This window comes from Turicibacter sp., from assembly GCF_017941855.1.
GTDB lineage: Bacteria > Bacillota_I > Bacilli_A > MOL361 > Turicibacteraceae > Turicibacter > Turicibacter sanguinis.
The window spans coordinates 12,546-25,298 of sequence record NZ_JAGAVR010000001.1; the positions used below are offsets into that span (position 1 = coordinate 12,546).

General features: G+C 35.2%; 10 protein-coding genes. All 10 read left to right on the forward strand.

Going from position 1 to position 12,753, the window contains the following annotated elements:
- Nucleotides 1-159 precede the first annotated feature (159 nt).
- The 10 genes from prfB (at nt 160) to rlmD (ending at nt 12,589) form a co-directional block, all read left to right on the forward strand.
- Nucleotides 160-1,257: a peptide chain release factor 2 gene (gene prfB, locus J6D32_RS00035; RefSeq protein ID WP_006784625.1), complete on the forward strand. Its 1,098-nt coding sequence runs from the start codon at nt 160-162 to the stop codon at nt 1,255-1,257.
- Nucleotides 1,258-1,394: 137 nt separating this feature from the next.
- On the forward strand, nt 1,395-1,874 hold the full coding sequence (locus tag J6D32_RS00040; protein ID WP_006784626.1) for an S-ribosylhomocysteine lyase: 480 nt from the start codon (nt 1,395-1,397) through the stop codon (nt 1,872-1,874).
- Between the two features lie 290 nt (nt 1,875-2,164).
- Entirely contained in the window at nt 2,165-2,848 is a 684-nt protein-coding gene (ftsE, locus tag J6D32_RS00045) for a cell division ATP-binding protein FtsE (protein WP_006784627.1), read from the forward strand.
- Nucleotides 2,835-3,749, forward strand: a complete 915-nt coding sequence (gene ftsX, locus J6D32_RS00050; RefSeq protein ID WP_006784628.1) for a permease-like cell division protein FtsX — start codon at nt 2,835-2,837, stop codon at nt 3,747-3,749. Before ftsE ends, ftsX begins: the two co-directional genes overlap by 14 nt.
- 27 nt (nt 3,750-3,776) lie before the next feature.
- Nucleotides 3,777-4,934 carry a murein hydrolase activator EnvC family protein gene (locus J6D32_RS00055; RefSeq protein WP_006784629.1) on the forward strand — a complete coding sequence of 386 codons (1,158 nt, stop codon included), beginning with the start codon at nt 3,777-3,779 and terminating at the stop codon, nt 4,932-4,934.
- Nucleotides 4,935-5,182: 248 nt separating this feature from the next.
- The gene (locus J6D32_RS00060; protein WP_006784630.1) at nt 5,183-6,610 is read left to right on the forward strand and encodes a S41 family peptidase; all 1,428 of its coding nucleotides are present in this window, start codon (nt 5,183-5,185) and stop codon (nt 6,608-6,610) included.
- A 361-nt stretch (nt 6,611-6,971) separates the two neighbouring features.
- Entirely contained in the window at nt 6,972-8,945 is a 1,974-nt protein-coding gene (uvrB, locus tag J6D32_RS00065) for an excinuclease ABC subunit UvrB (RefSeq protein ID WP_006784631.1), read from the forward strand.
- A 97-nt stretch (nt 8,946-9,042) separates the two neighbouring features.
- Entirely contained in the window at nt 9,043-10,236 is a 1,194-nt protein-coding gene (locus J6D32_RS00070; RefSeq protein ID WP_006784632.1) for an L-serine ammonia-lyase, read from the forward strand.
- Nucleotides 10,237-10,327: 91 nt separating this feature from the next.
- Nucleotides 10,328-11,149: a hypothetical protein gene (locus tag J6D32_RS00075; RefSeq protein ID WP_006784633.1), complete on the forward strand. Its 822-nt coding sequence runs from the start codon at nt 10,328-10,330 to the stop codon at nt 11,147-11,149.
- A gap of 60 nt (nt 11,150-11,209) precedes the next feature.
- Complete coding sequence (gene rlmD, locus J6D32_RS00080) at nt 11,210-12,589, forward strand: 23S rRNA (uracil(1939)-C(5))-methyltransferase RlmD (RefSeq protein ID WP_132942573.1); 1,380 nt, start codon at nt 11,210-11,212, stop codon at nt 12,587-12,589.
- Nucleotides 12,590-12,753: the final 164 nt, after the last annotated feature.

Below are 12,753 nucleotides of genomic sequence, written 5' to 3' on the forward strand. Positions count from 1 at the left end.
GAAGGAATTACTATCTACCAAACGATTAATAAGATAGAGATTGAAGAATAGTCTTGGTTATTCAAATAATTTGATATAAAGTAGAACTATAGTCTCATTAAAGTTTTCTTAAATGATGCATAAGTTAATAAAAGTTGACATGAAGAAGTGGTGACGATAATGGAAATTCATGAAATAAGATCAGAGATTAAGAAAATGTCTGAGCGTATCAATCAATTTAAAGATTCGTTGAACGTTGAGCAAAAAGAAGCGGAAATTAAAGAGTATGATGATCAAATGCAGGTAGCAGGATTTTGGGATGACCAACGTAAGGCCCAAGAAGTTATTAATGCAGCGAATGCAATTAAAGATAAAGTTAATACATTTTACTCGTTAGAAGGCGAAGTAGAAGAGTTGGCCGTGGCATTTGAATTAATTTTAGAAGAACCGGATGCTGATTTACAAGCTGAATTAGAATCACAAATTGAAGAAGTTTCGGAACATTTAAACAAATTTGAATTAGAAATTTTATTAAGTGGACCTTATGATGCTAATAATGCAATTTTAGAGTTACATCCAGGGGCAGGTGGAACAGAATCTCAAGATTGGGCTGAGATGTTATATCGTATGTATACTCGATATGCTGAGCGTAAAGGATTTAAAATCGAGGTTCTTGATTACCTTGTCGGAGAAGAAGCCGGAATTAAGAGTGTGACGATTAAAATTAAAGGAACAAATGCATTTGGATACTTTAAAGCAGAGCGTGGTGTTCATCGTTTAGTCCGTATTTCACCATTTGATTCAGGAGGGAGACGACATACTTCATTCTGTTCATGTGATGTGATGCCTGAATTTTCAGGGGATATTGATATCGAAATTCGTGCAGAAGATTTAAAAATCGATACATATCGTGCCAGTGGAGCTGGTGGACAACATATTAATACAACTGATTCAGCTGTTCGTATTACTCATATTCCAACGAATACGATTGTAACGTGTCAAAATCAACGTTCACAAATTAAAAACCGTGAAGCAGCGATGGAGATGTTAAAATCAAAATTATATCAACGTAAGCTTGAAGAACAAGAAGCAGAGTTAGCAAAAATCCGTGGTGAAGTGAAAGAGATTGGATGGGGAAGTCAAATCCGTTCATATGTTTTCCACCCGTATTCACTAGTTAAAGATCACCGTACTTCATATGAAGTAGGGAACGTTCAATCAGTCATGGATGGAGACTTAGATGGATTTATTGATGCTTATTTACGATATTCAATTTAATACTTCATCATGATTTGACGAAAGTATAGTAGATGAGGCATAATAATTTAATAAGAATAACCCCTTCTTAACTAATGAAGTTCAGAGGGGGTTAAGTCTTTCAATGAGATAGTGTTAGTCAAAGGAGTGTGTTTTAAATGAAGAAAATTCCTAGCTTTACTGTAAATCATGAAGATTTATTACGTGGAATTTATGTTTCACGTCAAGATGTCATTGGAGAAGAAGTTGTGACAACTTTTGATATTCGTACAAAATTACCAAACCGTGAGCCTGTTATGAATAACGCTGAAATTCATACAATTGAACATTTAGCAGCAACGTTTTTACGTAACCATGCAACGGCAGCTGAGCAAACCATTTATTTTGGCCCAATGGGATGCCGTACAGGGTTTTATTTAATTTTAAAAGGTGATTTAAAATCAGGTGACGTTGTAGATTTAATTAAGGAAACCTTTGAATTTGTTGCGACTTATGAAGGTGAAGTTCCAGGAGCAAGTGCTCGTGACTGTGGAAACTATTTAGATATGAATTTGCCAATGGCTAAATATGAGGCCCAAAAATTCCTTGAAAATACATTAAATGTTATTAAAGAAGAGAACTTAGTTTATCCAGCTTAATATAAAAAGCATCTTTTCAAATAGGAAAAGATGCTTTTTTGTTCCAAAAAAAAACTCTTTATGGTTAAACAGATAAAGATAATATGTAAACAGTGTAAAAGTTGAAGGGAAATCGTCGACATATTATACTATTATCTCTCTTTGTATGCTAAAATATTATTATTGTTATTATTTTTTTACAAAGATGTGGATAACATTTGTTATTTGTTGGCAATTGTCGTATAAAAAATGTAAGTGTCGATTAGTATGTTATAATAAATTCGATTCTACAAGAGATAGGTGGGGAGATTATGATTGAATTTATAAATGTAAATAAAAAGTATGCGAATGGAGTTATTGGACTTCATAATATTAATATAAATATCGAAAGTGGCGAGTTCGTTTTTGTAATCGGACCAAGTGGTGCTGGTAAGTCATCATTCTTGAAAATGATTAATCGTCAAGAACAAGCTACAGGTGGACAAATTATAGTAAATGGTCATGATGTGACAAAGTTAAGTCGATTCAAAGTACCAAAATTACGTCGTGAAATTGGAGTCGTATTCCAAGATTTTAAATTATTACAGAAACTAACGGTTTATCAAAATGTTGCATTTGCTTTAGAAGCCATTGGTCTTCCAGCAAATGAGGTGCGTGAAAAAGCAATTAAAGCAATCGAATTAGTTGGATTAAAAAGTAAAATGCGTTTCTATCCAAATCAGTTGTCTGGTGGAGAGCAACAACGTATTGCAATTGCTCGTGCGATTGCCAATAATCCAGCGATTATTATTGCCGATGAACCAACAGGAAACCTAGATCCTGAAAATTCTGAACAAATTGTTTCTATTCTTAAAAAATTAAATAGCGAAGGTAAAACGATTATTATGGCGACGCATGATCATGAGTTGATTTTTGAATCAGATTGTCGTGTCCTAACCGTTGATCATGGAACAATTTTTAGTGATGAGGTGAAGGGATATTATGATGCTAATTAGACAACTTTTCCGTTATATTCGTGATGGATTAAAGAATATTTGGCGTAACTTATTTATGTCGATTTCTTCAATCTTTACGTTAACGATTACTTTAAGTTTATGTTCATTATTTGTTTTATTTGCTCATAATTCAAATGAATTTACAGAGCAATTAGAAAATGAAATTAAAATCTTTGTTGAATTTGATAAAGTGGCAACACCAGAACAAATTCAATCTACAATTGACACGATAGAACAAAACTCTTATGTAGTTGATGTTGAGTACACAACTAAAGAGCAAAACTATCAAGATTTTATCGATCGTATTGGTAACGATGATCCAGAGTTAGCTGTTTTCTTTGAAAATACAAGCGATGAAAATCCATTAGTTGGGACATTAGTTGTATCAGCCGACGCTGTTAATCATGTCGATCAAGTTGCTAAAGAAATTAAAGAGATGTCTAATATTAGCTATGTCGATTATGGTGAAGAATCATCATTAGCAGCTTTTGCTAATATTACAAAAATGATTCGTGAATCATTCTCATGGATTGTAGTAGTATTATTAGTATTAGCAGTCTTTTTAATTCAAAATACAATCAAATTAACAATTTATGCTCGTAAAAATGAGCTTAAGATTATGAAGTTAGTCGGGGCTTCTGCTACTCATGTTACTGTACCATTCTTAGTAGAAGGGTTAATTATTGGGGTGCTTGGAGCTATTGGACCGATTTTGTTTACAGTTTTTGGATATCAATACTTATATGAATTATTTGGTGGAGTCTTAGTCATTCCAATGTTCCAATTAACTGCACCACTTCCGTTAGTGTATACTTTATCATTTGGAATTGGAATTATTTCAATTGCTATTAGTTTAATCGGAAGTTTCTTCGCCGTAATTCGTTACTCATTAAAAATTTAATGATTAAATGAGGAAGGAGGAACTTTCGTGGTTAAAAAACTTTTAATTAGCTTAACCGTGTTAACGGCATTGCATTTTGCACCTAAGCAGAATTTAACTGCCGAGGCAACAACAACATGTACAACAACTGAAGAATGTGATGCATTAATTAACCAGGCCCAAAGTCAAATTTCAGATATTAAAAATCAACAAAATGATGCACAGCAGGAATTGAATGCCGTTCAAGAAGATATTGGGGCAATACTTGATAAAATCTCGATGACAGAGAATGCGATTTCTTCTTATATGCAACAAATTAAACAAAAAGAAAGTGAGATTTCGACTAGTGAGAATCAAATTGAGCAACTAGAGGGTCAAATTTCTGAATTGAAAGAAATTGTAGGTGAGCGTGCGCGAGTTTCACAACGATTATCTCGTACAAATACGATTTTAGAAGTTATTTCTCAATCAACAAGTATCGTTGATTTTATTAAAAACTTACGTGTTGTGACACACTTTGCTGAAAGTGATGCAGAGGCAATGGATCAATTAAAATCTTTAGTGTCAGAACAACAAAACTTATTATCTTCTCTTAAAGTTCAAAAGGAAGAATTAGCTGCAAGCAAAGCAAGTTTAGAACAAGAGCGTGCAAATTTAGAGGCTTATGAAGAAAAACTTCAAAGCCAGAAGGCAGCTATTGCAAAGCAAATTCAAGAATTAGAGAGTGAACGTTTATCTCAAGCTGAAATTATTGCAATTGCAGAAGAACAAAAGAATTTATTAGTTTCTCAGACATCAGGCGGATTTATTATTCCATTAAAAACAGGATATGTAAGTTGTGAGTTTATGTGTTATTCAAATCATACTGGAATTGACTTAGGAAACTCAGGTGATACATCAACCCCAGTTTTAGCAGCAGCATCTGGAACAGTTATTCGTTCAGGCTGGCATGCAGCTTATGGATGGCATGTTATGATTTCACATAATATGGATGGAAAAATAATTACAACTGTTTATGCACATATGCACTCAAAACCTTTAGTATCTGTCGGACAACAGATAAATCAAGGGACGCAACTTGGAACCATGGGGAACACTGGTAACTCCTTTGGGGCCCATTTACACTTTGAAATGTATGATGGTTATTATAATTATCCTTATGCGGTTAATCCACGTAAGTATATTAATTTCCCATCTAGATGGTAACGAAAAGATGAGCCAATTGGCTCATTTTTTTTTACACTATTAAATAAGAATGTGTTTATAAATGGAGATTTAGTCTTTTTATACGTCTTTTCCTCATTTTAATCTAATTTATTCCATTTTATAGTCATGACAATGTTACTAAAAATTGATAAAATAAAGATAAACCGATAAAGTCTACATTATTTGGAATAGATAGGAAATACTATAGAGGTTATATTCGTTCCGTTGAATGGAAAAGGAGTGATATGATGAAACGAAATAAAACGTTTCTCATCATTGGAAGCTTTAGTCTAGGTGTAGTCGTAACTTTAATTTTATCGTTAGTATTTAAACCTGCTACGCAAGTACAAACGATTGTCTCACCTTCTAATTACGGTGAAACATCTTCAGTTACTCAAGTTTATGACGCATTGAAAACATATTATTATTTTTATGATGGTGATGATCAAGCTTTAATTGATGGGGCTATTTCTGGAATGATTAGTTCATTAGATGATCCACACTCTACGTATTTTACGATGAGTGACTACGAAAACTTTGTTGAGCATCTAGAAGAAACTTATTCAGGTATTGGCTGTGAAGTAACAAGTATTAATGGTTATACAATGATTGTGTCACCATTTCCAGATTCTCCTGCAGATGAAGCTGGGATTTTAGCCAATGATTTAGTTGTTGAAATTGATGGCGAGAACGTTGTAGGACAAAACTTACAAGAAGTAACTAATAAGATTAAAGGCCCTGTGGATACAACGGTCACTTTAGGTATCCAACGTAACGATAATCCGGAATTAATTTATATTGAAGTCCAACGACGCGCAATTGAACAAGAAACAGTTAAAACTGAATTAATGACCATTGGAGATAAAAAGATTGGATATTTACAGGTGACAACATTTGGTGAAAATACAGCGAATGAATTTAAAGAAGGAATTGAGTCACTTGAAAATCAAGGAATGGAATCCTTAGTTGTTGATTTACGTAACAATTCAGGAGGATATTTAACAAGTGTTGTTGAAATGGTTGATTATATTTTACCGCCAGACAAAGTCGTTACAACGATTGAAAATCGTGAAGGTAAAGGAACTCAATATATGACAAGTTCTGAGGGGAAAGATTATGAAGTTGTTACGTTAATTAACGAAGGAAGTGCTTCTGCATCCGAAATATTTGCCGCTGCGATGAAAGAGGCAGGCGGATATCCCGTTATCGGAACAACATCATATGGAAAAGGAACCGTTCAAGTTTCAATGCCACTTGATGATCATTCTTCATTAAAATTAACAACACAAGTTTGGAAAACACCAGATGGAAATTGGATTAACGAAGTAGGGGTAGAACCTACTCTAGTTGTTGAAGCGCCAGAATTTTATTACTACTATCAAGTCTACTTAACAGATGGAAAATCTTTAGAGTATGACATGGTAGATAGTTCTATAGCGAATGCACAAAATATTTTAACAGCCTTAGGTTATCAAGTTGGACGCCATGATGGATATTATGATAAATCAACAGTATCAGCTGTTGAAAACTTCCAAGCAGATAATGAAATTCTAGTCACAGGAATTATTGATAATAAAACAGCAAGTGAATTAACATTAGCTTTACGTAATAAAGTTCGTGATAAACAATATGATACTCAATTACAAACAGCACTTGAAGTTTTAATACAAGAATAACAAGGACGCTCGCCACATAAAAGTGGTGAGTTTTTTTGTTAACGAAAAAGGTTTAAAGTAATGTTAAAAGTGGAAAGATTTAATAATGAGATAAAGGGATTGTGTTTGAATACTGGACGTTAGCATTTTGTTTGTTAAATAATTTTTAACTGCTAGGTCAAAAAATTTTAGTATAAAGATAGAATATCTTATTTCCTATCAGTTACGGAAAAACATGAATTCCATAGCATAGATGACTTAGTATTAAAAGGATTAGGGGAGTAAGTCGTTTTAATACTATGAATTGTTTATCGTCTTGTATATAGAGATAGTACGTGTGTTTTAGGTATGATATAATGGGGATAATGTGAGGTGACGTTTAATGCCAAATAATAAGTTTGAAATTGTTTCGAAATACTCTCCATCAGGTGATCAACCAAAGGCAATTAAGCAACTAGTTGAGAATATTGAGCATGGAGTTAAAGAACAAGTTTTGCTTGGAGCAACTGGAACGGGTAAGACATTTACGATTGCAAATGTTGTTCAAGCTGTTAATAAGCCAACTTTAGTACTGGCGCATAATAAAACATTGGCTGGTCAGCTGTATAGTGAGTTAAAAGAATTTTTCCCAAATAATGCGGTTGAGTATTTTGTTAGTTATTATGATTACTATCAACCAGAAGCCTACGTTCCATCTTCAGATACATTTATTGAAAAAGATGCGAAGACAAATGATGAAATTGATAAATTACGTCACTCGGCAACTGCTGCCTTATTAGAACGAAATGATGTAATTGTAGTTGCTTCAGTTTCGTGTATTTATGGGATTGGAGATCCTGAAGAATATAAGAGTATGATGGTTTCGATTCGTGTCGGAATGGAAATGGAACGTAATGATTTATTAAAAGAGCTTGTTCGTATTCAGTATCAGCGTAATGATATTGATTTCCACCGTGGGACGTTTAGAGTTCGAGGTGATATCGTAGAAATTTTACCGATTGCAACAGAGAAGAATGCGATTCGTATTGAGTTCTTTGGAGAAGAAGTTGATCGTATTCGTGAAATTGATACGTTGACGGGTGAAGTGTTAAGTGAACGTAAACATGTTGTCATTTTCCCAGCTTCTCACTTCGTAACAGGTGAAGAGCGTATGAAAATCGCTCTTAAGAATATTGAAGAAGAATTAGAGCAACAAATTGAATATTTTAAGTCGGAAGAAAAGTTAATTGAAGCGCAACGAATTGAGCAACGTACGCGTTACGATTTAGAGATGATGGCTGAGATGGGATTCTGCTCTGGAGTCGAGAATTATTCTGGTCCATTATCACTTCGTGAACGTGGAGCAACTCCGTATTGCTTACTTGATTTCTTCCCAGATGATTGGTTGTTAGTAGCGGATGAATCACATGTGACGCTACCTCAGGTCAGAGGAATGTACAATGGTGACCGTGCGCGTAAAGAGACACTTGTGAATCACGGATTTAGATTACCTTCAGCTCTTGATAACCGCCCGTTACAATTTAATGAATTTGAAGAAAAAATTCATCAGGCGATTTATGTTTCTGCAACACCAGGTGATTATGAGTTAGCCCGTACAGATAAAGTGGTTGAGCAAATTATTCGTCCAACTGGATTACTTGATCCAATTATTGAGCTTCATCCAAGTCGTGGACAAATTGATCATTTAGTGGGTGAAATCTATAAACGTATTGAAAAAAATGAGCGTGTTTTAGTGACAACATTAACGATTAAAATGTCAGAAGAGTTAACGAATTATTTAAAAGAACTTGGAATTAAAGTCGCTTATTTACATTCTGAAATTAAGACGCTTGAGCGTATTGAGATTATTCGTGATTTACGTGTTGGAACTTATGATGTTTTAGTCGGAATCAACTTACTTCGTGAAGGACTTGATATTCCAGAGGTATCCTTAGTCGCTATTTTAGATGCAGATAAAGAAGGATTCTTACGTAGTGATCGCTCATTAATCCAAACGATTGGACGTGCTGCGCGTAATGCAGATGGTCGTGTTATTTTATATGCAGATAAGATGACCGGTTCAATGCAACGTGCGATTGAAGAAACCAGTCGTCGTCGTGAAATTCAAGAGAATTTCAATGAAGAACACGGCATTATTCCAATGACAATTCGTAAAGATGTTCGAGATGTGATTCGAGCGACTGAGGTTGTTGAGAAAGAAGCTAAATATGATAAGAAAATGTCGCGTAAAGATAAAGAAAAACTGATGGCTAAATTAGAAAAAGAAATGAAGGAAGCTGCTAAAGCACTTGACTTTGAAACAGCTGCAACGTTACGTGATGCAATGCTTGAATTAAAAATTGAATTAGGCTTATAATAAGATAATGAGGAAGAATTTGTTAACGTCTTATTGGTATAGAAAACCTTGAGGTATACAACATTGTCGGACATTTAGTAAGGAAAGAGGTAAAGATATGGAAAGTTTACGTGAATTATATAAAGTGGGAAATGGACCATCGAGTTCTCATACAATGGGTCCAGCACGTGCAGCAAAAGTTTTTATGGGACGTTATCCAGAGGCTTCATCTTATGAGGCAGTTTTATATGGAAGTTTAGCGGCAACAGGTGAAGGGCACCTAACTGACTATATCATTATTAAAACTATGGATCCAAAGCCTGTTAAAATTACATGGCGTCCAGAAGACTTCCGTCCATTCCACCCAAATGCCATGCAATTTATTGCGTATAACGAGGCAGGTGAGGCATTAGGAGATTGGACTGTTTATTCTGTTGGAGGAGGATCAATTATTGAGGAAGGACAAGGGCGCAATGAAGTAGTAGCGGCTTATCCAGATTCAACAATGGCTGATATTTTAAAAGTGTGTGAAGAGAAAAATTGGACATTAGCAGACTATGTCTATGAGCATGAATCGGATATTAAACCTTATTTAGTTGAGATTTTAACGGTGATGCGTGAAACGTTAGAGAATGGTTTAAAGGCTGAGGGAAATTTACCTGGAAAACTAAATTATCCACGTCGTGCTAAACAGTTTCATGAGCATGCTAAATCAATGCCAGAAGATTTATCAGTTTTAATTTATGCTTATGCTTTAGCCGTGTCTGAACAAAATGCGAGTGGAGATGTTGTTGTAACGGCTCCAACTTGTGGAGCATCTGGTGTCATTCCGGGAACCTTATTTGCGCTTCAACAATTTGAAGGATATAGTGATGATCAATTAGTTGATGCATTAGCAGTAGCAGGATTAATTGGAAACTTAATTAAAACAAATGCTTCAATTTCAGGAGCAGAGGTTGGATGCCAAGGTGAGGTAGGTTCTGCTTGTTCAATGGCAGCAGCAGCTGTTGCTTATTTAAAAGGGGCTTCAAACTTACATTGTGAGTATGCAGCAGAAATTGGACTTGAACATCATTTAGGAATGACATGTGATCCTGTCTTTGGTTACGTTCAGGTTCCTTGTATTGAGCGTAATGCGGTTGCAGCTAAACGTGCCTATGATGCAGCTAAATATGCCATGTTAACAGATGGATATCATACAATTACACTTGATCAAGTGATGCAAACCATGAAAGAGACAGGTCACGACTTAATGGCGAAGTATCGTGAAACAGCACAAGGTGGTCTTGCAAAACATTTTGCAGAATGCTAAGCCGACGTGTGGTATAATAAGTTGTAAATGAAAAAAATCATAACATCCTAAGATGATACTTATAAACAAATCATGAAAAGGGAGTGATCGTATGGCAACAGAGAAAAAGAAAAACACAACGAACGAAAAACCAAAGACTCAGACGTCTAAAGGAAAGAAAGCTCGTAGTAAAAATGAGATTGCCTTATATAGTTTTATTGGAGTCTTAGCGGTTGTAACGGTTTTATTTGCTTACAATGTCATCAGTTATTTTTATATTGAACCCACTAAAGCAGCAGGAAAACCGCAATATGGTGACCGTTTAGATGGTTTAGTGACAATTGATCAATCAATTATAAATGATGCACAGTCTTATGGAAGTGGTCTATCCGGTGTACAATCTGTTAATATTACGGTTGAAGGAATGATTGTTTATATTGATGTTCGTGTTGATTCAACAACAGCACTTACGACTGCTCAGGCAAACACTGAGAAGATTTCAGATTATTTAATCGATGCAATGGATAAAGCTAATGCAAATTCTTCACAGGCCTATAACTTCCAATTAGTTGTGGCAAATGAAGATCCTAAGACATTAGTTGATACAAATCGTGCAGAAGAATTAGATTATATTAAACAACATGACGTTGCAATTGTTGAGCAAGTTGTAGGATATGCTGAAGAATATCCTACAGTAGCTAATATTGAGCGTGCTAACAAAAATATCGCTTATATGCAAACGAGTTATCCTGAAGAAGCAGCCGCTTTTCAAAAACGTGTGGATGCTTTAACAGAGTTAACTGCAGAACAAGAAGAAGCATTAGGTGAAATTCCAACGCTAGAAGTAGATAAAGAAATTAAACCTTCAAGTATTGCAGAGTACCCAAGTTGGGGAACATTAAATCCTGAGACAGGAAAATATGATTGGAAATAGTAAAAGGCAGGGGAGGCTTATTTTAGTCTCCCTCTCTTTGTGAATAAAGGTGATAGAAAAATGTCGAAAAAAAGTGTACCAGTAGTAAAAAATGAATATTATGATGTAAAAATTGAAAGTTTAACACATGACGGTTTAGGTGTTGCTAAAATTGATGGTTTCCCTATTTTCGTGACAAATGCACTAGTAGGCGAAGAAGTTAATATGAAAGTAACATTAGTTAAAAAAACGTATGCCATTGGACGTGCAGTTGATTTATTTGTCGAGAGTCCTGACCGTGTGACGCCGCCATGTAAAATTTATAAACAATGTGGTGGATGTCAAGTTCAGCATCTAAATTATCCAGGACAACTTCAAATGAAATATGATACAGTTGTAAATCAGTTCAAACGCATTGGTCATATTGAAGATGCGAATATTTTACCGACCATCGGAATGGAGGAACCTTGGCGTTATCGTAATAAAACGCAGGTGCCATTTGGTTTAGCTAATGGTGATGTAGTGGCTGGGTTCTATCAAAAACGAAGCCATGAGATTATTGATATGCGTCATTGTTTAATTCAAACTGAAATTTCAGATGAAATTATTCATGAGATGCGTGGAATTTGTCGTGATTTAAAACTAAGTCCGTATAATGAGGAGTCGAATACTGGTATTTTACGCCATGTCATCGTGCGCACAGGATTTAAGACGGATGAGATTATGGTTATTTTAGTGACACGTAAAGAGAAAATCATTAATATGGATCGTATTGTGTCACGCTTATTAGAAAAATTCCCTCAGATTAAAGTTATTGCTCAAAATATTAATCCAAACGTAACAAATGCTATTTTAGGTGAGAAAACAAACATCATTTACGGTGAAGGATATATTTATGATGAAATGAACGGAATTCGTTTCGCCATTTCACCACGTTCATTCTATCAAGTTAACCCTGTTCAAACCGAAACACTTTACTCTAAAGCCGTTGAATTTGCAGGACTAACAGGAGAAGAAATCGTATTCGATGCTTACTGTGGAATCGGAACGATTACATTATTCTTAGCACAACATGCCAAAAAAGTTTATGGGGTTGAAATCATTCCTGAAGCCATTGCCGATGCAAACATGAATGCTAAATTAAATGGATTCGAAAATACAGAATTTGCAGTAGGAAAATCAGAAGAAGTTATTCCAGCTTGGATCGAACAAGGAATCGTTCCAGACGTCATCGTCGTCGATCCACCACGTAAAGGATGCGATAAAACATTACTAGACACAATGCTAGAAGCAGCACCAAAACGCATCGTCTACGTGTCATGCGATTCATCAACACTAGCCCGCGACGTTAAAATTCTAGTAGACGGTGGATACCAACTAGAAGTCGCACAACCTGTAGATATGTTCCCTCAGACAAGTCACGTAGAAGTAGTGGCTCTGCTTACACGTAAAAACGTGTAAGCAGTTAGCACTACTCTATGCAATAGTTTCACCATGAAGATGAGCTGAAAAGCGAAATCTAAATGGCATGAAGCCACTTGCGTGAGACCAATATTAGAAGAAATTTTGGTGTGGATAAGCGCACTCCATGCAAGGTTCATCCAAGAAAGTGAGCTACAGGTGAA

Excerpts from the sequence above, each read along its gene's own strand:
- prfB (WP_006784625.1), top strand. The coding sequence starts at position 160 with ATGGAAATTCATGAAATAAGATCAGAGATTAAGAAAATGTCTGAGCGT.
- J6D32_RS00040 (WP_006784626.1), top strand. The coding sequence starts at position 1,395 with ATGAAGAAAATTCCTAGCTTTACTGTAAATCATGAAGATTTATTACGT.
- ftsE (WP_006784627.1), top strand. The coding sequence starts at position 2,165 with ATGATTGAATTTATAAATGTAAATAAAAAGTATGCGAATGGAGTTATT.
- ftsX (WP_006784628.1), top strand. The coding sequence starts at position 2,835 with ATGATGCTAATTAGACAACTTTTCCGTTATATTCGTGATGGATTAAAG.
- J6D32_RS00060 (WP_006784630.1), top strand. The coding sequence starts at position 5,183 with ATGAAACGAAATAAAACGTTTCTCATCATTGGAAGCTTTAGTCTAGGT.
- uvrB (WP_006784631.1), top strand. The coding sequence starts at position 6,972 with ATGCCAAATAATAAGTTTGAAATTGTTTCGAAATACTCTCCATCAGGT.
- J6D32_RS00070 (WP_006784632.1), top strand. The coding sequence starts at position 9,043 with ATGGAAAGTTTACGTGAATTATATAAAGTGGGAAATGGACCATCGAGT.
- J6D32_RS00075 (WP_006784633.1), top strand. The coding sequence starts at position 10,328 with ATGGCAACAGAGAAAAAGAAAAACACAACGAACGAAAAACCAAAGACT.
- rlmD (WP_132942573.1), top strand. The coding sequence starts at position 11,210 with ATGTCGAAAAAAAGTGTACCAGTAGTAAAAAATGAATATTATGATGTA.